This is a genomic window from Aliivibrio kagoshimensis (genome assembly GCF_050337105.1).
Classification (GTDB): Bacteria; Pseudomonadota; Gammaproteobacteria; order Enterobacterales; family Vibrionaceae; genus Aliivibrio_A; species Aliivibrio_A kagoshimensis.
Genome location: NZ_JAKJSQ010000057.1, coordinates 1 through 25,819, shown reverse-complemented (window position 1 = coordinate 25,819; position 25,819 = coordinate 1). Strand labels below are relative to the sequence as shown.

At 42.2% G+C, this 25,819-nt stretch carries 26 protein-coding genes; 19 read left to right on the top strand and 7 right to left on the bottom strand.

Annotated elements, in window-relative coordinates:
• Positions 1 to 185: 185 nt before the first annotated feature.
• Complete coding sequence (locus L4C32_RS16045; RefSeq protein ID WP_428197903.1) at positions 186 to 1,166, top strand: porin; 981 nt, start codon at positions 186 to 188, stop codon at positions 1,164 to 1,166.
• 86 nt (positions 1,167 to 1,252) lie between these two features.
• On the opposite strand, the gene L4C32_RS16040 is transcribed toward L4C32_RS16045, so the two are convergent.
• On the bottom strand, positions 1,253 to 2,416 hold the full coding sequence (locus L4C32_RS16040) for a threonine/serine exporter family protein (RefSeq protein WP_428197902.1): 1,164 nt from the start codon (positions 2,414 to 2,416) through the stop codon (positions 1,253 to 1,255).
• 244 nt (positions 2,417 to 2,660) lie between these two features.
• On the opposite strand from L4C32_RS16040, the gene L4C32_RS16035 reads away from it, so the two are divergent.
• From L4C32_RS16035 to L4C32_RS16005, 7 genes are all read left to right on the top strand, one after another.
• Complete coding sequence (locus L4C32_RS16035; protein WP_428197901.1) at positions 2,661 to 3,341, top strand: response regulator transcription factor; 681 nt, start codon at positions 2,661 to 2,663, stop codon at positions 3,339 to 3,341.
• Positions 3,342 to 4,631 carry a sensor histidine kinase gene (locus L4C32_RS16030; protein ID WP_428197900.1) on the top strand — a complete coding sequence of 430 codons (1,290 nt, stop codon included), beginning with the start codon at positions 3,342 to 3,344 and terminating at the stop codon, positions 4,629 to 4,631. It abuts the gene before it with no gap.
• Positions 4,588 to 4,956, top strand: coding sequence for a ribosome recycling factor family protein (locus L4C32_RS16025; RefSeq protein WP_428197899.1), 369 nt, complete (start codon positions 4,588 to 4,590; stop codon positions 4,954 to 4,956). The genes L4C32_RS16030 and L4C32_RS16025 overlap by 44 nt, the downstream gene beginning before the upstream one ends.
• Before the next feature lie 76 nt (positions 4,957 to 5,032).
• Positions 5,033 to 5,350 carry a hypothetical protein gene (locus tag L4C32_RS16020; protein WP_428197898.1) on the top strand — a complete coding sequence of 106 codons (318 nt, stop codon included), beginning with the start codon at positions 5,033 to 5,035 and terminating at the stop codon, positions 5,348 to 5,350.
• Positions 5,340 to 5,705, top strand: coding sequence for a hypothetical protein (locus L4C32_RS16015; protein WP_428197897.1), 366 nt, complete (start codon positions 5,340 to 5,342; stop codon positions 5,703 to 5,705). Before L4C32_RS16020 ends, L4C32_RS16015 begins: the two co-directional genes overlap by 11 nt.
• A 17-nt stretch (positions 5,706 to 5,722) precedes the next feature.
• Positions 5,723 to 6,871 (top strand): NAD-binding protein, encoded by a 1,149-nt coding sequence (locus L4C32_RS16010; RefSeq protein ID WP_428197896.1) that lies wholly within the window; start codon positions 5,723 to 5,725, stop codon positions 6,869 to 6,871.
• 17 nt (positions 6,872 to 6,888) lie between these two features.
• Positions 6,889 to 7,218: a RyR domain-containing protein gene (locus L4C32_RS16005; RefSeq protein WP_428197895.1), complete on the top strand. Its 330-nt coding sequence runs from the start codon at positions 6,889 to 6,891 to the stop codon at positions 7,216 to 7,218.
• A gap of 11 nt (positions 7,219 to 7,229) precedes the next feature.
• Here L4C32_RS16005 and L4C32_RS16000 read toward each other — a convergent pair whose 3' ends face one another.
• Positions 7,230 to 7,976 carry a phosphatase gene (locus L4C32_RS16000; RefSeq protein ID WP_428197894.1) on the bottom strand — a complete coding sequence of 249 codons (747 nt, stop codon included), beginning with the start codon at positions 7,974 to 7,976 and terminating at the stop codon, positions 7,230 to 7,232.
• A 100-nt stretch (positions 7,977 to 8,076) separates the two neighbouring features.
• The gene (locus tag L4C32_RS15995; RefSeq protein ID WP_428197893.1) at positions 8,077 to 9,789 is read right to left on the bottom strand and encodes a sensor domain-containing diguanylate cyclase; all 1,713 of its coding nucleotides are present in this window, start codon (positions 9,787 to 9,789) and stop codon (positions 8,077 to 8,079) included.
• A 251-nt stretch (positions 9,790 to 10,040) separates the two neighbouring features.
• On the opposite strand from L4C32_RS15995, the gene L4C32_RS15990 reads away from it, so the two are divergent.
• Positions 10,041 to 11,435, top strand: a complete 1,395-nt coding sequence (locus L4C32_RS15990) for a transporter substrate-binding domain-containing diguanylate cyclase (protein WP_428197892.1) — start codon at positions 10,041 to 10,043, stop codon at positions 11,433 to 11,435.
• Between the two features lie 36 nt (positions 11,436 to 11,471).
• On the opposite strand, the gene aptA is transcribed toward L4C32_RS15990, so the two are convergent.
• Both aptA and L4C32_RS15980 read right to left on the bottom strand, forming a co-directional pair.
• Positions 11,472 to 12,788 (bottom strand): omega-aminotransferase AptA, encoded by a 1,317-nt coding sequence (gene aptA, locus L4C32_RS15985; protein ID WP_428197891.1) that lies wholly within the window; start codon positions 12,786 to 12,788, stop codon positions 11,472 to 11,474.
• Between the two features lie 102 nt (positions 12,789 to 12,890).
• Positions 12,891 to 13,763, bottom strand: coding sequence for a LysR family transcriptional regulator (locus tag L4C32_RS15980; protein ID WP_428197890.1), 873 nt, complete (start codon positions 13,761 to 13,763; stop codon positions 12,891 to 12,893).
• 154 nt (positions 13,764 to 13,917) lie between these two features.
• On the opposite strand from L4C32_RS15980, the gene glaH reads away from it, so the two are divergent.
• On the top strand, positions 13,918 to 14,877 hold the full coding sequence (gene glaH / locus L4C32_RS15975) for a glutarate dioxygenase GlaH (protein ID WP_428197889.1): 960 nt from the start codon (positions 13,918 to 13,920) through the stop codon (positions 14,875 to 14,877).
• A 58-nt stretch (positions 14,878 to 14,935) separates the two neighbouring features.
• The gene (gene lhgO / locus L4C32_RS15970) at positions 14,936 to 16,156 is read left to right on the top strand and encodes an L-2-hydroxyglutarate oxidase (protein ID WP_428197888.1); all 1,221 of its coding nucleotides are present in this window, start codon (positions 14,936 to 14,938) and stop codon (positions 16,154 to 16,156) included.
• Positions 16,157 to 16,160: 4 nt separating this feature from the next.
• On the opposite strand, the gene L4C32_RS15965 is transcribed toward lhgO, so the two are convergent.
• Positions 16,161 to 17,102, bottom strand: a complete 942-nt coding sequence (locus L4C32_RS15965) for a LysR family transcriptional regulator (RefSeq protein ID WP_428197887.1) — start codon at positions 17,100 to 17,102, stop codon at positions 16,161 to 16,163.
• A gap of 138 nt (positions 17,103 to 17,240) precedes the next feature.
• On the opposite strand from L4C32_RS15965, the gene L4C32_RS15960 reads away from it, so the two are divergent.
• The 8 genes from L4C32_RS15960 (at position 17,241) to L4C32_RS15925 (ending at position 23,782) form a co-directional block, all read left to right on the top strand.
• Positions 17,241 to 18,692: an NAD-dependent succinate-semialdehyde dehydrogenase gene (locus L4C32_RS15960; RefSeq protein WP_428197886.1), complete on the top strand. Its 1,452-nt coding sequence runs from the start codon at positions 17,241 to 17,243 to the stop codon at positions 18,690 to 18,692.
• 245 nt (positions 18,693 to 18,937) lie between these two features.
• A complete protein-coding gene (locus L4C32_RS15955) occupies positions 18,938 to 19,966 on the top strand; it encodes a TRAP transporter substrate-binding protein (protein WP_428197885.1) in 1,029 nt (342 codons plus the stop codon).
• 56 nt (positions 19,967 to 20,022) lie between these two features.
• On the top strand, positions 20,023 to 20,616 hold the full coding sequence (locus L4C32_RS15950) for a TRAP transporter small permease subunit (protein ID WP_428197884.1): 594 nt from the start codon (positions 20,023 to 20,025) through the stop codon (positions 20,614 to 20,616).
• Positions 20,613 to 21,935, top strand: a complete 1,323-nt coding sequence (locus L4C32_RS15945; protein WP_428197883.1) for a TRAP transporter large permease — start codon at positions 20,613 to 20,615, stop codon at positions 21,933 to 21,935. The genes L4C32_RS15950 and L4C32_RS15945 overlap by 4 nt, the downstream gene beginning before the upstream one ends.
• Position 21,936: 1 nt before the next feature.
• A complete protein-coding gene (locus L4C32_RS15940; RefSeq protein WP_428197882.1) occupies positions 21,937 to 22,356 on the top strand; it encodes a universal stress protein in 420 nt (139 codons plus the stop codon).
• A gap of 183 nt (positions 22,357 to 22,539) precedes the next feature.
• Positions 22,540 to 22,920 (top strand): MmcQ/YjbR family DNA-binding protein, encoded by a 381-nt coding sequence (locus tag L4C32_RS15935; RefSeq protein ID WP_428197881.1) that lies wholly within the window; start codon positions 22,540 to 22,542, stop codon positions 22,918 to 22,920.
• A 31-nt stretch (positions 22,921 to 22,951) separates the two neighbouring features.
• A complete protein-coding gene (locus L4C32_RS15930) occupies positions 22,952 to 23,335 on the top strand; it encodes an SgcJ/EcaC family oxidoreductase (RefSeq protein WP_428197880.1) in 384 nt (127 codons plus the stop codon).
• Positions 23,336 to 23,353: 18 nt separating this feature from the next.
• The gene (locus L4C32_RS15925; protein ID WP_428197879.1) at positions 23,354 to 23,782 is read left to right on the top strand and encodes a hypothetical protein; all 429 of its coding nucleotides are present in this window, start codon (positions 23,354 to 23,356) and stop codon (positions 23,780 to 23,782) included.
• Positions 23,783 to 23,845: 63 nt separating this feature from the next.
• Here the strand turns inward: L4C32_RS15925 and L4C32_RS15920 are convergent, their stop codons facing one another.
• Positions 23,846 to 25,627 carry a sigma 54-interacting transcriptional regulator gene (locus L4C32_RS15920; protein WP_428197878.1) on the bottom strand — a complete coding sequence of 594 codons (1,782 nt, stop codon included), beginning with the start codon at positions 25,625 to 25,627 and terminating at the stop codon, positions 23,846 to 23,848.
• Positions 25,628 to 25,819: the final 192 nt, after the last annotated feature.

Below are 25,819 nucleotides of genomic sequence, written 5' to 3'. Positions count from 1 at the left end.
GTATTATTGTGTGTCTATATTGTTTTGTTGGGCAACTAGAAATATTACTAGAGTTTGAATATATTTGAGTTGTGTTTAATTATCAGTAATTGATATTAATTATATATTTATTATTAATTTACTGTGGATACAATGGAGTCACAAATACAATTTATCTTATTGATATAATAAAGTTGGAAATAATAATGAATAAAACACTACTTGCAATTCTAATTGCAGCGACAAGTTCTTCAGTCCTTGCGAATGAAATATATTCGAATGAAACAACGAAAGTATCAATGAAAGGTGAAGTTGATGCTTATTTTGCATCCACCGATATCAAAGGTACCAAGACTGATGCAGATGTAAACATGTGGGCAAAGATTCAGATGGATGCCGAGCAAAAGCTCTCTGATACGTTGACATCATTTGCTTCTTTTGAAATTGAATCAGGTTCTTGGTACGACGGTACGGACTCAGAAGCAAAATTTGATGATGTGTATGTTGGTGTGAAGACGGATATATGGGGTATCGCTGTTGGTGAAACCGGTGATTTAGCCGATTCAATGGATGCCATTGAAAAAGATGACATTACTAATGAGGGTAACTACCTTGGTGGAGCGGGAGGACATCACCGTGAAAGCAAGGGTAAAGGTATTGTCGCTAAAACCAAATTCGGTCCAATGTCATTTGTTGTCGACTATAATACCGTTGCTGATGATGATATTGACTCGACAATTGGTGTATCTGCTGATTACAGTAATGATTTTGTCTCTGTTGGTGCGAGTTATATATCTGGTGAAGCAGATGCGAATACTGACCTTGAAATCATGGGTGTTTCAGTTTCAACTGAGATTCAAGGTATTTACCTAGCGGCAACATACGTGGATTTCGAAGGCGTTAACTCATTTGGTTTCTATAAAACTGCAGATTATACCTCTGGTAAAACGTTAAGCGCTGCAGCATCTTATAAATTTGATGACATTCGTGTATACACCACGTTTTCAAGTGTCGATGTTGATGATACTAACACCAACAAATATGGTGACTCTTCAAACTGGGTAGTTGGCACGGATTACGCCTATAACGATGACATTCTTATATTCGCGGAATATCAACAAGGTGAAGCTGATTGGCACAGTGAAGATAGCAGCACTATTGTCACTGGTGTTTATTATACTTTTTAATATGATTTAGATTTATAGTTCCCTGTCTTTTTTTTGGAAGTCTCCCATACCACACTTTGTTTTCTAAGTGTGGTTTTTTGTATTACTTAACGCTCAATCCGCGGTGAATAGATAGAGTAAGCGGTAACTTGTCCAGCGACAATGGCCGAGAACATGAACATGGCGGATAAGCCGATACTAGGGATGGGCAAGACTGATTGCTCAAACACGGTTTGGCTGGCACTGACCAACACTCGGCTGCCTGGAACCAAAATGATGATGCCTTGAACAATGTAGATAGCACCTGTTAAATCGAGCTTTTTGGCAAGCCAAGTACCGTACAGCGTGATCAATACAGTAGTGACCCATGTTCCTACTAACCAGCCACTGCCAAAGCCTAAGTAGAGCGGTCCCCACATGCCTAATAAAGCGACAGGATATCCCATCAAAATATCTCTTGGGCGGGCGTTGAATATGATACCGATGGAGGTTGATATAATAAACAGCCCCAGAATATGCATCCAAGTCGGGATCTCATTGATGTAAGCGATGGATTCGGTATGGCCCCAGATTGCTTCGCCAATGTTCAACCCCATCACAATACCAACAAACAGTTTGATCAAGGTTAACCCACATTGACCGAGTAGACTGGTACCCGAAACCAAATCGTTAAAGGCCAAACATTCAAGGGCATTGGCGATGGAGAGACCGGGAACAAACAACACTACAGAGGCGATGCACAGCGCCCAGATGGGGATCGGTAGCCCTGTGCTGGCTAAATAAGCAACGATAACTCCAGTGAAAAGTGCGGCAACAAACTCGACGGCAATGGCGCGTCTAGCACGGAAAACCTGTTGGCAGAGCCAAACAATTAAACCCAAAAGAGAGGCAAATAATACCGCTTCTAACGTACTGCCAACTAACATCAAATAAGCAGGTGGAATTCCAATATTGGCCAGTGCAATACTTAGCTTTGAGTAACCTGTCGGTTCAGGAAGCGGATCTCGACTTGGTTGATTAATACGGATAATGGTATTGGCTAAAAGACTCAAGTTGATAGAGGCCGGCTTGAGTCGTTTCAAAACCACCGTTTTCTGTTCATCAGTGAATTGATAATTCATGGTGGTAGGGGTGACCTGAATATGCACGTCGACATCATGTTTTTTTGCATAATGCTGAGTGAACTTTTCCACTTTATAAGGAGCACAACCACTGCGGTGCAGTGTGTCTCCTATGTCTACAATCTTATCTATTCTCAGCTGTGAAGGCATCGTATTGTTCAGGTTAGTAAATTTGCCGCCAATGTATCAGAGCAAGATTACAATAACGAAAACAATCATGAATAGTGTTATGTGAATCAACAATATTTCATTTCTCACAATCGTAATAAATACGGGTAAAATAGTTGTTTACGTTTTTTGTATGTAAATAGAGCAATAAAATGAGGGGGTTTGACATAAATTCGACGTAAGTTTGCTAGGATAAGATGATAAATTGAGCTCCTAGGAACATGAGATGCTGAACAATAAACAGATATTGGTGGTAGAAGATAATGAAGAGCTACAAGGTATTCTGGCTGACTTTTTAGAGGTGAAAGGTGCTGAAGTCGATTTTGCTGATAACGGCGAACTGGGTTTACAATTGGCTCTAGAGAACGAGTTTGATGCGATCATTCTGGACGTGATGATGCCCAAAAAAGATGGCTTGCAGGTGGCGAAAGAGCTACGTGAATCGGGCTGTTCCACCCCAATATTAATGCTTACCGCTTTGAACGGCCAAGATGACCTGCTGAATGGTTTTGAGCGAGGTGTGGATGACTTTGTCACTAAGCCATTTAACTTTCCTGAGTTGGAAGTTCGTTTAAGTGCAATGATTAAACGTTATCGTGGTGAAGTGGCAAGTTCAGTGATTCAATTTGGTAAGTTAATCATTGATCAGAGTTCTCATAAAGTGACTCGTGAAGGACAAGAGTTGATTGTGACTCCAGTAATGTATCAACTATTGTCTAAACTTGTAAAATCTGCTCCGAATGTAGTGTCTCGTGATGCTCTAATTCATGAAATATGGGGGGATGATGTCCCTGATAAAGACATATTACGTAGCCACATTTACCTGTTAAGGAGTGTGTTAGATAAACCCTTTACAACACCCATGCTGGTCACCGTACCAAAGGTTGGTTTTAAGTTGGAAGTATAAATGAATTGGTTATTAGCTCGACTCTTAAAGCGCAAGCTTGGTAATTCTATCGACGATGTCAAAAAGAGGCTTTTGTTTGTATTTTCAGTGATCGCACTGTCTTCATCATTCTTGGTATTTTTCTCTTTTTCTCTCTATTTAGTGTTGAATGAAGAGAAACAACTAGAAACGCTATTAACCTCTTTTGAACAGATAGGTGCTGAACACTATGGGTTTGCTGTTGACAAACAAACGACATTAGGAACATTTGTTAACGCGTACTACAGTGAAAGAGTGCTACCTCTTGAGATAAAAAATAGGTTGCCTCTTGCCGAGGGGGAGATAACTCGATTCCGTAAGTTTGATGCAGATGGTTTTTTGGTATTTCATAGTACATTTGTTGATAAAAGTGGGAGAGTTGAACCTCTCTATTTAACCGTCGGTAATAGAGATGTTGAGTTTGGTGATGACGGTTGGGAGGGTTTGATTTTTCTCTCATTAGGCTTGATGCTCTGTTTGATTGCTTTTTTACGAAAAACCTTAAGCCATGCATTTGGTTCTCTCATGTCCCCAATATCACAATTGAGTGAACAACTTAAAGCGAACCATCAAGAGAGTTTTGAGGTATCTAAACATGCGATTGACGAAATTAAGCTGTTAACCCAACATCTAAATAGTTATAAGCAGATGAAAGAGCGTCTAGCAAAGCAAGAGATGATGTTTGCCAAATACGCCAGTCATGAACTGAAAACGCCTATTGCAGTCGTGTTAGGTGCAGCAAACCTTCAAGCGATGAAAGAAGATCCCGAATTTCAACAAAAACAGCGAGAAAGAATTCTAACTGCCGCCAATAACATGCAAGCAACAGTGGAAGTTCTACTTAATATTGTGAAACAAGAGAACGTGCCGCGTAAGCGTGATCTCTATCCTATCAATGTTGACACCTTGCAGTTTGAGAAGCACCAAGCAAAGCTCAATAGCGGGGTAAGTATTGAGTGTTTGATTGAACCTGACACTCAAACAAACATGCCTCCATCGGTATTAGTGATGATTATAAAAAACCTCTTAGACAATGCGATTCGCTTTACTCATCAAGGCACGATTACTCTCTCTATTGAAACGGACACTATTAAAGTGACTGATACTGGCAGTGGATTAACTGATAACCCAGATACAGAACATGGTTTAGGCTTGTTGATTGTTAAACGCCTCTGTGACAGCTATGGATGGCATTTCAATTTATCGAATCAAAGTGAAGGAGGCTGTTGTGCCAAATTGCAATTCAAAGACGCTAACAATTCAACTCAATAGCCTTATTCACCGCATTGATAGTAAAGAGTCTTTGTTGGCTCGGGCTGCAAGTTTAAACTGCCGCTTAAAGAGAATCAGACGCTCGAAAAATTGGATGTTGACTGGTAGCCATAGCCAGGTCATAGCATTTAAAAACAGTATATTATTGAACAAAGAGCTGTGGATTAAAGAGGCGATAGATAAAGAATTACCAAAACCAGTGTTTGATTTGGACGAGGTAGTGAAAGCCAACCCTGCCATCACAGTACATCAATTAATGAGTAAAACTGAGTGTACGTTAGCGCAAGCTCGCTCGGCGCTGGATAACGCCGAAGGCTTTGAGTAACGCCTTTTGCTTAACTTGCTCACAACTATTGTTACTTTTGTTATAGACTAATAGCAAAATTGATAATGAGGTGGCCGTGATTCATAGTGCTAAAGGCTTACAACTTTTTGAACTCACGCAAGGGATGCCGCTGAGTAGCCCAATCCTATATTCAGATTTAGGCATGTCGACTGAGCATGATGTTGAGGTGCGATTCAATCAAGAGGGCGATCTCATTGTGCACTATTTGGATCAAACCTTTACGAGAAAGAGCCCAGGATTGATGATAGATGCAACAGCCTTGTCAAGCTTAACGGCGAGGGAGGGCAGGTATGCTCAACAAATTATTGAGATGTTACCCGTACATCAACTTCAAATGAAAAAGGCGTTAAAAGGAACAGACAATGCCCTTTAATAAGGCGACTTTTTCAAGCTCTAAAGCACTGTTGTTGTTGAGCTTACTGGTTAGCTTGACCATAGTGTTTGGTATGTACGGCTACTTAGCCCTATACAGCCACAATGCAGGGCAGGCTCAAACCACTTGGGTACGTTGGTTAAATAGTTTTTACAGTACGTTACGACTGTTTGCACTTAAGTCGTCACCTCTATCGGATGTAAAGCATCACTGGGCGGTATCTCTGGCTAGAGTCATAGCAGCGAGTGCTCTGTATTTTTCGATCTCCCTGGCGGCTTTGTATGCATTAAGTGGTTGGTTTAAAAAGACGGTGGTCAGCCGTTTATACCGTGACCACACATTATCATTGGGTTAACAGCAGAGAGCTGCGCCTTGGCTAAAAGCATGCGTTCGGCGGGAAAACCCATACTACTGATCGACCCCGATCCGGAACATGCCCTGTTAAATGAGATGAATAAAACTGGGGTTATCGTTCTTGAAGGGGCGGTTAATCAGTTCTCAACATTACAGCTTGGCCAAATCATGAAAGCCAACACCTTGGTGATTATGACTGATAATGATCTTATCAATTTATCCGTTCTGGAGTCGATTATTGATTCTCAATTGAATCCAACATTAACCTGTTATATTGCCATTGAAAATGTGTTTAACCATAAGCTTTTTGAGGCGGGGGCATTTTATGCGATTGATAACGTAAAGGTGACGTCACCAGGTTTGGCGTTAACGCGATTTAATGTGAATGAGTTGGCCGCCATCGATGTGACAAAAAATCTGGCTGCTAACCTTGATTTGACTGTTACTGAGGATAGTTCGAAACAATCCCTTTTATCCGTACTTATGTGCGGCTTTGATGCAGTCGGTCAATCGGTGTTGCGAGAGTTGCTGTTAACGGGGAACTTTTCGACACTACTATCAAGCAGAATTCGAGTGATAGCGGATAATGAACAAATTCAAGCCTTCTTTAGTGCGCATCATCTGGTGTGGTTACACAGCAAAGAGGCGGGTTTGAACCTATGGGATATCGAGTTTATACCAGCGGATGAAGCTGAACTACACCCGTCCAATTTTCACCACATCTACTCCTGTTATGAAGAAGAGAACAGGGCGGTGGCTTCCATTTTAAAATTCTTTGAGCTTAGTACGAATGAACGAGTGTTATCGACGCGAAATCAACCAAGCTTTCACTATTTCACCTCAAATAACTACAACATCAGGCATCCACACATTCGAGCGTTTGGTGATGTGGCGTCACTGGTTAGTTATGAGCAGTTGATTTTAGAAGCGCGAGAGCAGAGCGCCAAACGAGTACATTATGCTTACACCCGTTCTAGGTTAGGTCTCAACAACTTGAGTATTGATGCGCAATTGGACCTGCATGATAAATCGGAGCCCAACGTTAATGCATGGTTAAAGTGGGGCAATCAACCGTTAATTAAACGCCGTTCCAACTTAGTTGTAATGCGCAGTCAGGCTATTAAATTGAAATCATTAGGAGGATGCTTCCTAGTGCGGCCAGTCTAAGTAAGGAGGGCCATGAGTTGGATATCTCCCTACTGCCTTATGTGAATGAGTTACCAGATCTTAATCATCAAATATTAGAAAGCTGGATGAGTGATGTGTTGAAGAGACAGTCGTTATCGCTTGAACAGCTGATTAAGACGATTGATCGTTTAGCGATAGCTGAACATAACCGCTGGAATACGTTTCATGTGGTTCACAACTGGCGATATGGCCCAATCAAAAATGAACAATTCAAAACGCACGACTGCCTGTTATCTTGGTCTGATCTGAAGCAGAAAAGACCGGATACCATTAAATATGACTACAATAATGTCTACCGCATTGATGAGCAGTCGTTATTGAATTGAGTTATTGGCCATTAATAGAGCTCAGCATACTCTTCAATTTTAGCGCGACCTCGTAGCTGTAAAAAAGCGAGAAACTGCTGAGTAGAGTGGGTGATAACTAACTCTTCCGGCATACTGACCTGCTCAAACAGTGTGTTCACTCGATCAAACTCACCGACAATCGAGCAAAAGTGTGCATCGGAACCAGTGGTAACAAATGCACCCAATTCAACGCAAACAGTGGCAATCTCTTTGCAGCGTTCAAGGCTGCCTTTGCGGCTATTACCATTGAGTGAGGTATTGTTGATCTCAATGGCAACATGGTGCTCTTTGGCACATTGAATCACCTGTCGGAAGTCAAAATCAAAGTTAGGGTTACCTAAATGGCCAAGAGCATCAACCCGGCCCCCATTAATAACATTGATTAGCGCTTGGGTATGGTTATGTTTACGACTAGGCGAAAATACAGGCTCATGAAAACTGGCGAGAACCCAATCAAGATTTGAATCCACTTGCGGCGGAATATCAATTTCACCGGCTTCATTCATAATATTAGTTTCAACACCGCGGATCACCGCGACATCTTCAATAAAGCGAGGAAGAATTTTTTGGTTGCTAAAATACCATGGGTGAGGAGCTCCGGGCATCTCTCCTGAGTGGTCAGTACAGCAGAACATCTCAAGGCCATTTTTTTTTGCCATGCGCGCGTTTTCTATTAGGGTGCTATAAGCGTGGCCACTGGCATAAGTGTGAGTATGCGTATCTACAACAATTTTCATAAAAGGCTCATCAAATTAGCAAAGTAGAAGCACTATAACCTTTCAGCATTAAGAATACACTTACGCAAATATGAATCTTTCATGGACGTTGAGTAACATATTAAGCATTAGCAATGTCAGTGTCGCTGGTATTGCCACTGCTTTTCGATGGATGAAGCTCAAGGGGATGAGGAAAGCTGGCTTGGTCATACAGGTAGTGAATCGCTCTATTTCGGCCTTGGTCTTTCGCTTTATACAGAGCTACATCTGCATATTTGACCATATCTTCTTTATTCACGTTTGAGTCAGGGAATGTGGCAATACCAATGGAAACCGTAAGTGTACCCAGAGATATACCATTTAAATTCAGATGCAGCTTTTCGACGCTGTGACACAGTCGTTTTGCTAATGAGAGGGCATGCTCAGCATTAAGGTGTGGCGTTAGGACCGCTAGCTCTTCTCCACCTAATCGGCAGACAATATCAGCAGTATCTACCGTATCTATCAGTAAGCGACTGATCTCTTTTAAAACGTAATCCCCTGCATCATGGCCAAAGTTATCATTGAAGCGCTTAAAGTGGTCAAGATCCAACATCAATAGGGATAGAGGCATTTCATCTCTTTTCGCCAACATCAGTTGCTCTTCAATTGTGGTTTCAAAGTGACGACGATTGAACAGACCTGTTAAAGGGTCGATCAGTGCTTGGGTTCGTAATTTCTCTTGCAGACTCAAATTTGCTAAAGCCAGACCAAGGTGTTCAGCAACGGTGAACGCAAGTTGTCTTGTTTCTTGACTGACAATGTAGTGCTTATCGCCAAAATAGAGGTGCAGAATTCCAATGGTATTGCCGTGTGCAGTTAACGGAATACACAAAATTTGATCATCACCTACGTCGGAATTATGGCTACAGGGTAAGGAGTGATGAGTGTCATTGGATAAATGGTACTTTCCTCTTCTTAAGGCCCAACACTCTTGAGGAGAGTAGCTCATTGCCGCGGGCCATTGCTGTCCCCAGTCGAGCTTGATGGTTAATTGATTACGTGAGTTTCGCATTAACGACACGCAACCATTAATGTCTCCTAAAATACGAGGCACGATATCGGCAATCACTTTTTGTGCTTCAGAAAAGCTGTTACAAGCAGCGAGCATATTGGCTAAACGATGTAACAGCTCGATTTCAAATGTACGCTGTTGAATACGTTCTTCTTGCAGGTTTTTCTCTGCTTTTATGCGTTCATCAATACGGCGAATACTGATCACTGTTGAGACAATCATGATCAGTACGCTGCTGGACATCAGGGTAAATAGAATCGTCATTAAATCAGAAGACATCGACTTTAGCAGTGTCATCGGCATAGACAGTCGTACCACATAGGTAGAGTTATGCAGTGGGAGCAAAGTTGCTACGTAGAGCATATCTATACCTAAAGTACTGCTGTAACGGATATCGAACCCACTCCCCTGTGTGAACGCTAAGTTTATCTCTGCCCGATTTGCGTGATTCTCAAGCGTGGAAAGTTCACGATGGGATATAGAGCTATCGCCAAGCACGGTTCCATCTTCAGCGATGATTGAAATGCGTTTTTCATCGGTCGCTTGCGGAAGGTGGTTAATATATTCAGTGATACCTTCTGAGGTTAAGCTTGGGAAATTGGGGTTGTCTTCATGGATCTCATAGGCAATATCTGAAAGTAGATCGGTGAGGTTATCTTTCATATTATTGGTCACCCATTTATCAAGAGTGACCTGATATATGTATAAACCACTAATCATTGAAATGAGTAGCATGGTTGTGGGTAGGTAGTGCCATTTGCGACTGGACGCTGTTCCCATCTTATGCTCACTTTTGCTTAGAAAACGGCTTGTGTAATCATTAATGGTAGTCGATATGTGTCAATCATCAATAGTCGGTAGCATTTTTCTAAGTGGTCGTATGCATTAAAAATGAGACAATGTAGTTAATGATAGTCATTTTTATCTCGTCACTGTAGTATGGAGAGTTAAATAGAAATAATTGATTTCTTAATCATAAATTAAGACGATTAAATATAGTGCGATTAAAGAAATACTTCTTACAAGTCAAAATGTTAATTAACAGCGCATCTTTTGGTGCCGTTGTGCTTTTGCCGTTGTTATTGATCAGCACATTACTCAGTGCTAACAGTGGAACAGAGACTGAAAAACCGTTACGTGTTGCCAATTCTAAAGCTTGGGTTCCATTCTCTTATCTTGGTGAGAACGGTGAACCTAAGGGCATATTGATTGATTTTTGGAAAGAGTACGGAAAAAGCACCGGCCGTGAAATTGATTTTATTCTGACAGATTGGAATGAGTCGGTGGATATGGTTATGCGAGGTGAGGCAGATGTGCATGCTGGTATGCTTTGGTCTGAGAAAAGAGAAGGGACGTTTGATTTTGCCGATACCTTTACCTCTATTACCACCCATCTCTATTTTGATCACCATATTGCCAATGTTGATGTTGAGGTTTTTTTGAGAGGGTCTGCAGGTCCATTGGGTTTGGTATACGGCGGTTATGAACAGGATTTTATTGAAAATAACTACCCTAAAGTAAAATTGGCGTTATTTAGTAATAATGAAGAGATGCTAGAAGCGGCGTTCAATCATAAGATTGAAGCCTTTGTCGCTGATTTACAAGTGGCTAACTTTTACCTGCAAACCTCCAATAAGTACAATAGTAAGTCAAACCCATTTGTACCTGTTCGATACCTCTATACTGGAAATGTAAGACCGGCAGTCCTTGAAGGAAATGTTGCGCTGTTGTCTGAGGTCACAAAAGTATTTCAGCCCATTATTTATAGTGATAAAGACAGAATTTTAAACCGTTGGATTAATACTGAAACGGTTTATCCTCCGTATTTAATACCTATCATGTTTGGGTTTATCTTTTTGATCACTGTGACTTACATAGTTCAATTGAATAAAACGGTGAAGAGTAAGACCCAAGCATTACAATTGGCCAATGCACAGTTATTTAGATTGAGCCAAATCGACGAATTAACCAAGATTTATAATCGTCGATATTTTATGGATACCTTGCGCGGCGAAGTTTCGCAACAGACAGATATCGCTGTATTCGCTTTTGATATTGATGACTTTAAACAGTTTAATGATAACTATGGCCATACGGCGGGCGATAAAGTTATTCGAAAAGTGGTTGATAAAGTAAATGAGGTGACCCCTGACAATTACCTGTTTGCACGTATTGGCGGTGAAGAGTTTGCTCTCTATCTATCTAACGAGCCATTTGAGCACGTCATTCATTATGCTAATACGCTTTGTGAAGCGGTGAACAGCATTGATTTAACACCTTTGAGGATGAAAGAGTCTGTTTCTATTAGCTTGGGTGTTGCCTATTATCCAATAGCTCCTATTAAGCTCAGGGTGCATGATGCGGATCTATTAATGTATCAAGCTAAAGCGGCAGGTAAAAATAGAGCGATCGTGAAGCGGTTGTAGTGGCGCCCATCGACTGATTCAATGAGCGCCATGTTGCTACTTAGCAGGGATCTCTTTAGCAATAGATTCTAAGGTATCAACAATCACATCCACGTGCTCTTTTTCGATAATCAGTGGTGGTGATAACGCAATGGTATTGCCCATGCTACGGACCATGACACCTTTCTCATAACAGTGTTTAAGAATATTGAAGCCAATCGGTTTGCCGTCTGCTTGGTCCGCAAACTGCACCGCACCAATCAAACCACAGTTTCGAATATCAATGATAGATGGCATCCCTTTTAAAGAGTGTAACCCTTCTTGGAAGTAGTGCCCAATATCACCTTGCCCACGCTCTAATAACCCTTCACGTTCATAGATATCAAGTGTGGCTAATCCTGCTGCACACGCAATGGGGTGGCCAGAGTAGGTATAGCCATGCATTAGCTCAACGGCACCTTCTTCTGCGCTATTGACGACGGTGTCATAAATCTCATCTTTAACAAATACAGCGCCCAGAGGAACTGCGCCACTGGTGATCCCTTTGGCTGAGGTGATCAAGTCAGGAGTGACGTTAAACAGGGTAGAAGCAAATGGACTGCCAAGGCGCCCCCATGCTGTGATCACCTCATCAAAAATTAACACGATGTCATGTTTGGTGCAGATTTCGCGAAGACGCTGCAGATAGCCTTTAGCTGGCATCACCACGCCACCCGCACCGGCTATTGGTTCGACTATCACTGCAGCAATGCTGTCAGCACCATGAAACTGAACCATCTTCTCAAGTTGTTCAGCTTTATCTGCCCCTTCTTCTGGCAGTCCTTTTGAAAAGGCACAATTAGCTATATCCAGGGTGTGTCCAAGGTGATCGGTTTGAAGAAGTGGGCCAAAGCCTTTACGGTTCGGGGCAAGCCCACCAACAGAAATACCACCAAAGTTAACACCGTGATAACCCAACTCGCGTCCAATCAAACGGAACTTACCTTTGTTACCTTTCGCTTGATGATAAGCCAGAGCAATTTTAAGCGCACTTTCAACGGATTCTGAGCCAGAGTTAGTGAAAAATACTTTGTTCAGCCCCTCAGGGGTGTACGCAGTTAAACGTTCAGCGAACTCGAAACTGATGTCGTGACCAAAATTAAAGGGTGAACTGTAATCAAGCGTAGCGTTTTGATTGGCCATCGCTTTACCAATCTCTTTACGACCATGCCCGGCATTCACACACCATAAACCAGCAGTGGCATCGAGCAGTTTCTGCCCTCTGTTTGAGTAACAGTACATGCCCTCTGCACGGTTAATGATTCTTGGGTTGGATTTAAAATCGCGGTTAGCGGTAAACGGCATCCATAATGATTGGTAATTGGTATTTTTCATTGGTGGCTCGATATGTCATGCAAATGTAAACACAAGGTTATCGAGATGATTGGAATTAAAAAATCGTGATGAATAAAAATAAAGTTTTACCGTTATCAAACTTTATACCAAATGCGACTGCAGAAATTTCACCAATGCTTGAGATGAGACCGACAAATAGTGATTGGATTTCCACCCCAGGCCAAGATGCAGTGGAATGGCGGGTTCAAAAGGTAAAGAAACCAATGTGTCATCGTTTTGCAAAATCATTGGTAGGCAAGTCGAGATACCAATCTCTTTGCGTACCAGCGATTTGAGTAGTTCAATCAGGTTGGTTTCAAAGCGGATATCTGGGGTGATCTTATGCTGTTGGCAATAGGCGCTCACGGACTCACGAAGAAAGTAACCATCACTAAACAGCACTAATGGCTGAGCACAAAACTGTTTTAGGGTGATATGTTTACGCTTGGCAAAGGGATGAGTCTTAGGGACACAAGCGGCAATTTGTTGTTTGGTGAGTGTGACGTAACGGACTTGTTCATGGCAGCGGTCAGTTCGAATCAGCGCGAGATCTAGCTGCCCATTCATTAACATCTTCTCAAGGGTCGCAGTGCCGGCTTCATGAATGTTGATTTGAATACCGGGATAATTCTGTTTAAATTGCGCCAACACGTCAGGAAGGTAATAAGAGCCCAGCATGGCTGAAACACCAAAATTAATAATGCCACTTTCCAGTCCCTTTAACTCCATCAACTCTTTTTCAGCTTGAGTGACATTTTCTAGGATCAAATTGGCGTGCCGAAGCAGTACCTTGCCATCTTCTGTTAAGGTCATTTTTCTATCAGCACGATTAATCAGTTTGAGTTCTAACTGTCGCTCTAACTTTTGAATACTGATGCTTAAAGCAGATTGAGCGATGTTGAGTTGATCGGCGGCTTTGGTGAAATTGCCCATCTCTGCAAGTTTGGTGAAATAGTACAGGCGCTTAAGATCCATATCAGTTCCCATTGATGACTATATATACATTATATTAAAACTATAGTTACCATATATTGTAATTATGATCATTAAGTCGTTATAGTTTTTTCACACCTACAGGGCAAAGTGTGATGCAAGCCAACTTAGATCTGGTAATGAGAAGGAAATTCAAATGAGCAGTGTGATTGAACAGAAGTTAAGTGAGATAAGAAGTGACGGGTTTGATATTAGTAACCACCCAAGTAATCAGCGTTTACAAGTGATTACACTGCACAAAAGAACACTAGATTGTTTTGCGGATCGAATCTCGAATTGGAGTTTGCAATCGGCCGAATATAAACCGTTTATGCGTTTTGCTATAGCCGATGCACTGGATAAAGCGTGTGGTAATCAGTTAATGGTGACACTGAAAGCGATCATGGGCGATCGTGAAACGGGGGCATTTTTGCTAGAAGCGGATGAACAAGCCCAGCAGATGTATCAAGACAGTGACGAGCAGCGCGACTTTTTTGTGATGCTTTCAACAGCCGTATCACACCTTATTGGTGTGCCGAATTTTGATGCCATGTATGGCAAATACTACGCTCGATTTACCGTGAAAAATGAAGACAACAGCGACAGCTATTTGCGTAAGGCACACCGACGTATGGAGCTTCATAATGATGGAACTTATGTAAACGAACGCACGGACTTTGTTTTGATGATGAAGATGGATGAAAAGAATATGGAGATGGGTGACTCTTTGCTGCTTCATGTTGATGACTGGAAAGATTTAGAGACCTTTTATCATCATCCAATGGCGAAACAGTCAATTACATGGGGATCACCTCCAAGTAAAAACGTAGGATATAGCATCAAACATCCTGTCTTTTTTGAAGAGGATAAAAATGGCAAACCGCATATGCTGTTTATTGATCAATTTGCTGAACCTGAAACCATGCAACAGGGGCTGTATCTGCATCAAATGAGTGAATCATTAGAGTCTGATACCAACTGTTTTAATGTTAGAGTAAAAGCAGGTTCTATGCTGGTGGTTCAAAATCACTGTTGGTTACATGGTCGAGATAAATTCATCGCACATAACGACTTACACCGTGAACTGCTTCGTCAACGTGGTCGATTTACACAATAAAGCGTTCGGACTAGACTGTATAGGCCATCATCAGAGTGGTCTTTTAAAAAGGGAATTTATGAGCAGCATACATGATTATGTGGTCATCGGCGGTGGTATTGTTGGTGTTTCAACCGCGTGGCAGTTACAGCAAAGACATCCAGATAAACGAGTGGTATTGATTGAAAAAGAGAGTGGTTTTTCACAGCATCAAACGGGTCATAATAGTGGTGTTATTCATGCCGGAGTTTACTACGCGCCTGGCAGCTTGAAGGCCAATTTTTGCAAAGCTGGGGTAGAGAAGACCTTAGAATTTTGTCAGCGACACGATATCCCCGTTGAGAATTGTGGGAAATTGTTAGTGGCGACCAATGCATTAGAAATGGACCGTATGCAGGCGCTCTATCAACGTTGTCATGACAATAACATTGAAGTCAAATTATTGGATCAAGCTCAGTTAAAGTTAGCTGAACCCAATATCGTCGGATTGGGTGCGATTTTTGTAGAGTCGACTTGTATCGTTAATTACCGTCAAGTGACTGAAAAAATGGCGGAAGATTTCTGTGCTTTGGGCGGTGAAGTGATACTGAATACCGAAGTGGTTGGCTTAGAAGAGCACAGTGACCGTATTGATATTCATGGAATACAACAGGGGACGCCTTTAACTGTCTCATGTCAGTTTTTGATCTCGTGTTCAGGATTAATGGCGGATCGCTTAACCAAAATGTTGAACATCGACACTGATTTTCAAATCATCCCTTATCGTGGCGAATACTATCAACTGCCAAGCAGCATGAACAAGATAGTGAACCATCTGATCTATCCAATCCCCGATCCCGATCTTCCTTTCCTTGGCGTCCATTTAACTCGAATGATTGATGGCTCAGTAACCGTTGGCCCTAATGCGGTTCAAGGGTGGAAACGAGAGGGGTATGGAAAGATTAATTTTAGTTTTAAAGATGTATGGCAGATGATGACCTTTGCTGGCTTTTGGCGAGTGAGCAAAAATAATCTTAAAACGGGATTAATTGAGACGAAGAACTCATTGTGGAAACGAGGCTACTTAAAACTGGTCAATAAATACTGCCCACAAATAGAAGTGAGTGATTTAAAGCGTTACCCCGCAGGCATTCGTGCTCAAGCGGTGTTAAAAGATGGCAGCTTAGTGCATGATTTTCTCTTTTCAGAGAGTGAACGAAGCCTACATGTCTGTAATGCTCCATCACCCGCCGCGACGTCTGCCATTCCGATTGGCGAGTACATCTGCAACAAAGTGGACGACAAACAGAGCGCGGCCTAACGGGTTACTCTTTGTTGATTTTTCGCTTTTGATAGAATTCGCGCACCAGTTTGATAAACAGTGTGCGAATTTTATTGATGGAGACGGTTTTTTTTGTGATCGCCATGATCTCCAAGGCGTAGAAACGGCTATCGGGGGAGATGGCTTTTAACGCGCCACTCTCTACATAAGGTTTTGCCAACGTTTCGGGCAGATAACCGATGTATTTTGACGATAAAATCAACGCCAATCTTGACTCATAATTATATGCGGTTGCTTTTAGGTTCATGTTGGCCAAGTGTCCGATGATGTTCTCTTGTGTTTTCATGCCTGCATAAACGGTTGGTGAACCATCAATGACCTCATCGTCTAACTCCTCACTGCTTAAATCAAACAGTGGGCTACCATTGGCGCAATACAGAAAACAGTTATCGGTAAAAATGTGTTGATACTCTAAACCATCAAGAAAGCGGTGGTGTGGGATAAAACCGATATCGGCCTCTTCGCTCATGACTTGTCGTTCAATCTCGGTCATTCTAGCCACTTCAGCAGTCAAATAGACTTCACTGGCCAAATTCACAAATTTGTTGATCACTTTCGGAATATTCGCGCGAGGATCTAAGCTGATAGTGTCACTAAATAGAATGGTTAATGAACCCGATAACTGTATATCAAGATGGTTGATGGTGCTGCGAAAATCCTCTAATTCCCCAAGCAACTTCACGGTGGCATCGTAAACGACGACTCCTTCCTCAGTGAGAGAAAATCCCGCACGACCGCGACGACACAAGACCAAGTTGAGCCTCGATTCTAAATTTGAAATGTGAATACTTATTGTAGAACGACTAATGTTCAATTCAGTTTCAGCTGCTGAGAATCCGCCACAATCGGCTACTGTTTTAAAAACCTTTAACTGCTTTATCTCATAATCACCGATCTGACCGAGTGGTATGGAAGCTCTTTGCATTGTTTTATTCCTTTAAAACTTTAGTTTGCAAAATGGGTATTTATTCATTTGTTATAATTGTTAATATATTGAAAGTGATAACGAATTCAAGTTTATCTATTCATTGTTTGAAGCTACCGACAGATAGAGGAAAGGGAAATGAAAGCAGCAACAAAGTTGATGCAAACTCATGCATATATAGATGGAGAGTGGGTTAAATCACGTAACGATGCTCAGTTTCCAGTGTATAACCCTGCTACTGGGGATCAGATAGCACAGGTTCCCGATCTTGATAAAGAGGATGCTGTGCAGGCTATCTATGCCGCCGAACGCGCCTTCCAAAGTTGGAAAAAAACCAGCCCTAAACAGCGTAGCGCTTTATTAAAAGGGTGGTATCAACTCATTATGGATCAGGCTGAACACCTAGCCACCTTGATGACTACCGAGCAAGGTAAACCTTATCAAGAGTCCTATGGCGAAGTGCTGTATGGCGCCTCTTTCATTGAGTGGTTTGCAGAGGAAGCCAAACGAGGTTATGGCGATACGATTCCCGCCGCTATGGCCAAAAATCGTTATCTCACCATCAAACAACCTGTTGGTGTGGTGGTCGCCATCACGCCGTGGAATTTCCCGTTAGCTATGATCACCCGAAAAGTGGGTCCAGCATTGGCAGCGGGTTGCACTGTGGTGGTTAAGCCCGGGGAAGACACACCATTAACAGCGCTCGCCCTTGCTAAATTGGCAGAAGAAGCTGGGATACCGGCAGGGGTGATCAATATAGTGACCACACGTCAAGTGGCCGAAGTGGGGGAGCTATTATGCACGCACCCCGCGGTACGAAAAGTGTCCTTCACAGGATCAACAGCGGTAGGAAAACATATTCTTCGTCAAGCGGCGGATACGGTAAAAAAAGTATCAATGGAGCTTGGTGGGAATGCGCCCTGTATTGTATTCGATGATGCAGATTTAGATAAAGCGGTGCAAGGTGCGTTGATATCCAAGTATCGGAATGCTGGACAGACATGTGTTTGTACTAATCGGCTTTATGTTCATGATGCTATTTATGATCAATTTATCTCAAAATATACTGCTGCCGTCATGCAAATGAAAGTAGGAAACGGCTTAACAAAAGGGACTGACATCGGGCCATTGATCAATGAAAAAGCAGTGGCTAAGGTAACATCCATTGTAGAACAGGCGATAGAGCAGGGCGCATCTCTTTTACTAGGGGGCCACCGTTCTCGACTTGGTGATTGTTACTACGAGCCGACAATTTTATCGGAAGTAAACGATAAGATGGATATTGCCCATCAAGAGATATTTGGCCCTGTTACCACCGTGTTTAGATTCAACAACGAAGCGGAGGTGGTTGAGCAAGCTAATGCGACCCCTTACGGTTTAGCCGCCTATTTTTACACGCAGAATTTCAATCGAATATGGCGTGTGAGTGAGGCGCTGGAGTATGGCATGGTGGGCATTAATGAAGGAATCATTTCAACCGAGATGGCCCCGTTCGGAGGGGTAAAAGAGTCAGGAAGCGGGCGAGAGGGCTCAAAATATGGTTTGGACGACTATTTAGAAATTAAGTATCTCTGCATGAATATTGAGTAATTGATTCGCTTAATCTTTGAATGTAATGCTTTTTCTGAGTAAAACCTGCTTGAGTGTTGAAAGCTATTGATTGCATAGTTTTCGTATTTGCAATGCCTTAGGGCGTTGCTTTTTTTTGACCAAAATTAAAGGTTTGATGCGGATAAAACTTTACTTAGATTCATGAGAATTTAAACAATGTAAATAAATTGTAATGGTAGTTACAAGGAAGCAACAAAAATAAAAAACAACACAGGAGCAACTCAATGTTTTCAACAGCGATAGCAACGATTCAAAAACGTGCGAAAAAAGTAGTATCAACCTACTCATTGGTTTTTGCAGCATCATTGGCCATGGTACCAGAGGCGTTCTCAGCAGAGCACAATTGGCGCTTTGTAAACCTCTACTCTCGTGGTACCGCCTATGGTGAAGTCTATAAGCAGTTTGCAGAGAATATTGAAGCTATGTCGGGCGGGCGTATTGCCGTTCAAGTGATGTATGCTGGTGAAGGTGTCGGTCAAACGGGTGTATTAGGTTCAGTAAAAAGTGGCTTAATGACTATTGGTGCCCCCTTTCAGCCGATGCATGCTGGTGAGTTCCCTCCAGGTGTCGTAGAAGTAGGTCTACCAGGGATGACTGATGATGTGGGTGAGCTTAATACTCTATTCCATGAAAAAGGCTGGGGAGAGATCTTAGAAGAAGCGTATGACAAACAGAATCTAGTTTGGTTAGAACCTTACATCCAGCTACCAGTGTATGTATTAACCAAAACAGAGATCAAAAGTATTGAAGACTTTAAAGGATTGAAGATACGTGCTCCCGGTGCGTATGGAAAGTTCTTAAGAAAGCTAGGGGCATCACCAACATCGCTGTCGTGGAGTGAGATCTACACCAGTTTAGCAACCGGCGTTATCGATGGTTCTATCGGCAGTAACATTATTGACCACCGTGATGGTAACCATGTTGAAGTGGCGAAATACATGTACCGTCTGCCAATTGCAGGTGCACAAGCGCTGCCAATCGTGGTGAACAAAGGTGAGTGGAATAAACTGCCTGCCGATCTTCAAGCGATTGTAAGAAGTGCCAGTACTCAACATGCCCGTGAGCAGATGACAAAATCACGTGCATGGGAATCAACAGCGATTGCCGATATGGAAGCGAAAGGGATGAAGTGGAGTCCAGAACCTTCACAAGCTGATAAAGATACCTGGAATGCAACCGCAAATTCACTGTGGTCTGAGTACGCAAAAGCCGATAAATACAGCAGTCAGTTAGTGGCAATATTACAAGAATAATCACTACCGTTAAAAGGGGGAGACTACTCCCCTTTTTTCAGAGAAGGAGTCGAAGTATGTGTACAGCTCTTATCAAAGGGTACTGTTTAAGTGTTAATAAATTGGTGTATGGCGTTGGATACTTAGCTTCTTTTTTAATGCCTCTATTGGCCGCCGCTGTTGCATTTGAAGTGTTCTCTCGTTATGTATTAGGCAGTCCAACGGTATGGGCATATGACGTATCACTCTTTTTGTTTGGTTACATTGCCGCACTATGTGGCGCATTGGCTCAACAGAAGAAATCACACATCAATGTTGATGTATTTTATCTTTCCGTGTCAGCACGCATGAAATCGATCTTTAATCTCATCTCTTACTTATTGTCTCTGTTCTTTTTGTGTGTGGTAGCAAAGATGGCATTTGGAAAGTTTGAAGAGGCGGTTGAGTTTGGTTATCGCAGACAGTCGGAATGGGCACCCTCGATGGTGCATTTCTGGGTAATGATCGTAACCGCCAGTTGTCTTTTTATCCTGCAATATATCAGCGACGCAATTCAAGATATCTATTTTCTGTTTACCGAGCAGTCATTATTAGATCCATTTTCTCAAGATAGAGAAGAGAGTGAATCAGACGATTCAACATGCACAGGGAAAAGTGTGGAGAGTTTATGAGTATTGAAGTATTAACACTGTTATTAATTGGATGTATTTTAGTCAGTTTTGCACTGGGAACCTCTGTGGGGTTAGCCCTAGGTGGGATTGCGATGGGCATGGGTTACTTAACCTGGGGCGAAAACATTTTTAACCTGATCCCTACAACCATAGAGAGCACCTTTTTTAGTTTCATCCTGTTAGCCATTCCTCTTTATATTTACATGGGACAACTTTTAACACGCTCAGGTATCGGTGATGCGATGTTTAATGCCAGTCAGATGGTGATTGGTCGTATACGTGGTTCATTAGCAATCAGTGTCATTGGGGTCTGTTCAATGATAGGGGCTATGGTCGGCATTATTGGTGCGGGAATCATGACCTCTGGATCCATTGCACTGAAACCTATGCTAGAGCGTGGATATGATAAACGTTTAGCGCTTGGGGTTATTATGGCCGGTGGTGGATTGGGTATTTTGATCCCACCAAGTATCCCGATGATAATGTTTTCAGCCACGACGCAAAACTCTGTCGGCAGAATGTTCATCGCTGCACTCATTCCAGCGCTGATCTCAATCACACTGCTGGTATGTTATGTCGTCGTGCTGTGTAAATTGAAGCCTGAAAAAGCACCAATGCACACTGGTAAAGAGAGCACTATGAGCCGCAAAGAGAAGTTATTAACGGCGCGAGATGGTTTCTTCTCACTGTTACTGATCATTACCGTATTGGGCAGCATTATTACAGGGGTTGCTACCCCCACAGAGTCCGGAGCCATTGGAGTACTCGGTGCCATCTTATTGGCCGTTGTGTTTAAACGGTTTAGATTGAAAATGTTCAAAGCATCTGGGTTTGAAACGGCTCTGCTGGTGAGTGTCTCCATGTGGATCATCTTTGGTGCATCGCTGTTCAGTAATTTCCATATGTTGAGTGGTGTGCAAAACTTAGTGTCAACACTAACCCAAGATATTGGTCTACCTCCAATCGGGATAATCATTATATTGCAGCTTATTATGTTGCTACTTGGGTTTATTATTGATGAACTGATCATTGTATTAATGTGTGCGCCACTGTTTACGCCAATCGCAGTTGGCCTAGGTTATGACCCGATCTGGTTTGGTATTTTAATGATACTCAATATTGAAATCGCCGTACAAACCCCTCCTTATGGGTTTGCGTTATTTTACCTAAAAGGGATTGCACCGCCAGGCGTGACCATGATGGATATTTACCGCTCTATCGCACCTTTTATCCTTCTTAAACTGTGTGTGTTGGTCATGTGTATGATGTACCCAGAAGTGGTGCTTTGGTTACCAAATAAGCTGATGGGAGAGGGTTAAGATGAGCTTTAAATCAGTACTGTTACCCGTAGAAATGGTGGCCCCGGATGCCGTTGAAAAAGAGATGAAGATCGCTTTAGATTTGATTGCCGATGATGGTGTTATAGATATTCTCTTTGTTGATGATGTGTCAGTGCATCACAGTATGGCCGCATCGATGAGTTATGGCTTTGAAAAGAAGTTTGATAGTCACGCCTTTTTAACTGAAATTATTGAACATTGGGTACCTGAAAAGCATAGAGGGAAAGCGATTATCAGACATGGGGTGATCTATGATGAGATTGTGGCGCAAGCGCGTAAAAGTGACGTCGACGCAATTATCATGGCCTCTGCAAAACCAAAGTTTCGTTCCTATTTCTTGGGCTCCAATGCTTCAAAGGTTGTGCGCCATGCAAGCTGTTCAGTGGTGGTGGTTAGATAACGTTAAGGTAGTTTACAGTGAGAGGAGGCCTAGAAATAGGGCTCCTTTTTTTATTGATTAAAAACAGCACTGCACTAAAGAATTTAGATGTACTTCTGAATAATTAGTACTAACACACTCATTCATAACAAAATAGATGGTAGGGTAAGAGTAACGATTGGTGATAATAGAGTGAATAGAGTCATGAATTATGATGAGTTCAATCAATTTTGTAATGCATTACCGGCGACCACGCATGTTGTTCAGTGGGGCAATGCTGATGTGTGGAAAATTGGTGGTAAAGTGTTTGCGATAGGTGGATGGGGCAAGGAGAGTCAACCTGCCTTTACGTTTAAAACATCGAGCTTGAATTATGAATTTCTTAGCGATCTTGAAGGCTATATTCCCGCTCCATACTTTGCTAATCGTGGTATGAAATGGATTCAGCAAACGGGAACAGACGGCCATTTGGATGAGGATCTTAAGTACTACGTTTGTGAGTCTTATCGCATTGTTTCTGATAGTTTAACTAAACGTAAGCAAGAAGAGATCACAGCAATCGTACGTAAGCAACAAGGGTCGTGATAAATCGTTTGCCGCTAAGGAGAGCCGCAATTTGAGCACAAAAGAAATTATCGACAATATGAACCGTTGGGTATCGTCATTTTCAGAAAAAGAAACTGATGATATTTGCGCCTTGTATGACGAGGATGCATCTTTACTGGGGACACTATCTCCAATAAATAGAGATTCAGCAGAGCTCATAAGAGAGTATTTTGAGCAAATATTTCAGTATCAACATCGTTATGTGGAGTTTGGAACGTCAAATATTCGGCTATTTGGTGATATAGCAATCAGCAATGGGCAATATACCTTTAGGTGGTTCAACGAAGAAGAAGTAACCGTTGTAGCAAGGTTTAGCTTTGTATATGTAAAAAAAGGCGAACGTTGGATGATTATTGAACATCACTCATCAATTATGCCTATTGCATCGTGGTAATTGGTTGAAGGAAATCGAATGAAATACGTCATTGGTATGGTTGTACTCTTTGCTGCTCTTAACGTCTCAGCGACTCAACAGATAAAAGAGTTATTCAGGGTGGGTGATGAGACAGTTGAAATTCGTCAATATCCTCTTAAAGACTATCTTGAACAATCAACGTTACCAGACACAATGAAACGTCCGATATGCAGTGCCAATTGGCGTGGCTATCGAGGTTCATGGACCGTAAAAAATCGGATGCTCGTTCTGGACCATTTAGTGGTGAATGCTTGCAGTAAAACCCCGATCCCTATTGAAGCGAGAGATCTTTTTTCAAATCATCGATACCCAGTTGTCGCGACGTGGTATACCGGTACCATTATGGTAAGGGCACCAGGATCTGGTTATATAGCCTATAGGTTTGACAAGGGAGAGCTAATATCAACAGCCTTGGTTGATCAGTAGGTCAACGAAAAAGAGCCATCAAATTCGACGGCTCTTTCATTGATACCACAGAGTAAGGTGAGGTTACGACAGCTCGTACTTTTTCAATTTACGATATAGCGTCGCTATGCCAATACCCAGTTCATCAGCCACCTGTTTCCTGCTGTCTAAACGCGTAATGGCCTCCTCGATACGGATTTTTTCCATCTCTTCTAAACTGATGTTGTTATCATCAAAGTGTAACTGGCTGACTGGAGAAGCCGCAGTGCCACTAGACGTTTCAGATGTTTTTTGCATCGCAATCTCAAGATAAGGTGGCAGTAGATCGACATCAATTTGATCGCCATCAGGCACAATGTTAACCAAATATTCAATCAGATTACTTAGCTCACGCACATTACCTGGCCACTGATAGTTCTCAAGGCAGTTGAGTGCATTGGCTGTAATACCTGGGTAAGAAACACCAATTTTACGAGTGTGCATATCAAGGAAGAAACTGACCAGCAGTGCCACATCACCTTCGCGGTCTTTAAGCGCAGGCAGATGAAGCGGGATCACATTCAAACGATAGAAGAGATCTTCTCGGAACTGATTGGTTAAAATCATCTCTTCAAAGTTCTGATTGGTGGCCGAAATGACTCGAATATCGATAGGAATGGCTTTACTGGCACCAATAGGCATCACTTCACGCTCTTCAAGCACGCGCAGCAGTTTGGCCTGCAGTGTCATTGACATATCGCCTATCTCATCAAGAAATAGGGTACCACCATTGGCTGCTTGAATTAATCCTGTTTTTCCTTTGCTTGAGGCTCCTGTAAAGGCCCCCTTCATGTAACCAAACAGCTCACTTTCAAGTAACTGCTCAGGAATAGCCGCACAGTTTAGCGCCACAAACGGTGCTTTGTTGCGGTTACTCAAATCATGAACGGCTTTTGCGAACACCTCTTTACCGGTGCCACTCTCGCCACGAATCAAAATGCTGGATGGGCTTTTTGATACACGGTTAATCAGCGATTTCAGTTTTTTGATCTGAGTGGATTCACCAATGATAGAGCTAAATTGATCCGGTTCGTTGTGGCTAGCGATAATAGAAGCATTAGGTTGATAAAAAGCCATTAAAAACAGCTTATGACTGTTGATGTTATGGAACTGACCTACCACCAACTCCTGCATATTACCAAACGAGATAATATGCTGTTGATGGCCTTTTAGCTCATTATTGTGGTGAGAGAGGGGTTGAATGTTCACTTGCACACTCAACAGTTCACTTTTGCCAATATGGAGCTTGGACAGGGCGGGTTGATTACCGTACATAACACGGTTGTTCTCATCCAGTACCAAGACACCTTGATCCATGTTTTCGATTAAGCTGGTAAAAACCACATCCAGTTCGCCTTTTGGCTCTGACTCTTTAAATTCGAGAACTTTAGAGACAAAAATGCGTGAAATATGGCGGATATAGTCAGAGAAAAGTTGAACGTTATCTTTAATGCGTTCTCGTGATTCAATGCTGAACGCCACTAAGCTGAGTACCCCAATACAGCGATCCTCCACCATGATAGGAACGCCCAAAAAGGCGGTTTCGCGGCAGTTATCTATGCTGCTGCAATCCTTACACAGTGGATCAGTGCGTGATTTCATCACGATTTTTTCTTGATGGCTTTCGATGATGTAGCGAAATATTCTAGAACTTGCGTTGATTTTCTTCCCAAATGATTTGCTGTAAGGACCAGTACCGGCGATTCGAACTAAATCTGCATCCACCACTTCTGCATCTAACTGTAAAACAGCAGATAACATTTGCGTAAATCGCAAAATGGTTGGTTGTAGCTTCATTAGTTCTGAAGGGTTGGCAGTGTTCAACATATATATCTTCTTCTTATTATTGATATTGGTTAGTTATAACAATAAACAGCCTTTGAAAATTGACCTGTATCAGTTATTGGGATTTACAAAATTAAGGGCTATTAATTTTGAGGTGTTGATCACACGGAATTATCAGAATGATAAAAGCAAAACGTCAGCTATCATTTTGGTCACTATCACTGAGATGAAAAG

Coding starts and splice junctions, on each gene's coding strand:
- L4C32_RS16045 (WP_428197903.1), top strand. CDS start 186: ATGAATAAAACACTACTTGCAATTCTAATTGCAGCGACAAGTTCTTCA.
- L4C32_RS16040 (WP_428197902.1), bottom strand. CDS start 2,416: ATGCCTTCACAGCTGAGAATAGATAAGATTGTAGACATAGGAGACACA.
- L4C32_RS16035 (WP_428197901.1), top strand. CDS start 2,661: ATGCTGAACAATAAACAGATATTGGTGGTAGAAGATAATGAAGAGCTA.
- L4C32_RS16030 (WP_428197900.1), top strand. CDS start 3,342: ATGAATTGGTTATTAGCTCGACTCTTAAAGCGCAAGCTTGGTAATTCT.
- L4C32_RS16015 (WP_428197897.1), top strand. CDS start 5,340: ATGCCCTTTAATAAGGCGACTTTTTCAAGCTCTAAAGCACTGTTGTTG.
- L4C32_RS16000 (WP_428197894.1), bottom strand. CDS start 7,976: ATGAAAATTGTTGTAGATACGCATACTCACACTTATGCCAGTGGCCAC.
- L4C32_RS15995 (WP_428197893.1), bottom strand. CDS start 9,789: ATGGGAACAGCGTCCAGTCGCAAATGGCACTACCTACCCACAACCATG.
- L4C32_RS15990 (WP_428197892.1), top strand. CDS start 10,041: ATGTTAATTAACAGCGCATCTTTTGGTGCCGTTGTGCTTTTGCCGTTG.
- aptA (WP_428197891.1), bottom strand. CDS start 12,788: ATGAAAAATACCAATTACCAATCATTATGGATGCCGTTTACCGCTAAC.
- L4C32_RS15980 (WP_428197890.1), bottom strand. CDS start 13,763: ATGGATCTTAAGCGCCTGTACTATTTCACCAAACTTGCAGAGATGGGC.
- glaH (WP_428197889.1), top strand. CDS start 13,918: ATGAGCAGTGTGATTGAACAGAAGTTAAGTGAGATAAGAAGTGACGGG.
- lhgO (WP_428197888.1), top strand. CDS start 14,936: ATGAGCAGCATACATGATTATGTGGTCATCGGCGGTGGTATTGTTGGT.
- L4C32_RS15965 (WP_428197887.1), bottom strand. CDS start 17,102: ATGCAAAGAGCTTCCATACCACTCGGTCAGATCGGTGATTATGAGATA.
- L4C32_RS15960 (WP_428197886.1), top strand. CDS start 17,241: ATGAAAGCAGCAACAAAGTTGATGCAAACTCATGCATATATAGATGGA.
- L4C32_RS15955 (WP_428197885.1), top strand. CDS start 18,938: ATGTTTTCAACAGCGATAGCAACGATTCAAAAACGTGCGAAAAAAGTA.
- L4C32_RS15950 (WP_428197884.1), top strand. CDS start 20,023: ATGTGTACAGCTCTTATCAAAGGGTACTGTTTAAGTGTTAATAAATTG.
- L4C32_RS15945 (WP_428197883.1), top strand. CDS start 20,613: ATGAGTATTGAAGTATTAACACTGTTATTAATTGGATGTATTTTAGTC.
- L4C32_RS15940 (WP_428197882.1), top strand. CDS start 21,937: ATGAGCTTTAAATCAGTACTGTTACCCGTAGAAATGGTGGCCCCGGAT.
- L4C32_RS15935 (WP_428197881.1), top strand. CDS start 22,540: ATGAATTATGATGAGTTCAATCAATTTTGTAATGCATTACCGGCGACC.
- L4C32_RS15925 (WP_428197879.1), top strand. CDS start 23,354: ATGAAATACGTCATTGGTATGGTTGTACTCTTTGCTGCTCTTAACGTC.
- L4C32_RS15920 (WP_428197878.1), bottom strand. CDS start 25,627: ATGTTGAACACTGCCAACCCTTCAGAACTAATGAAGCTACAACCAACC.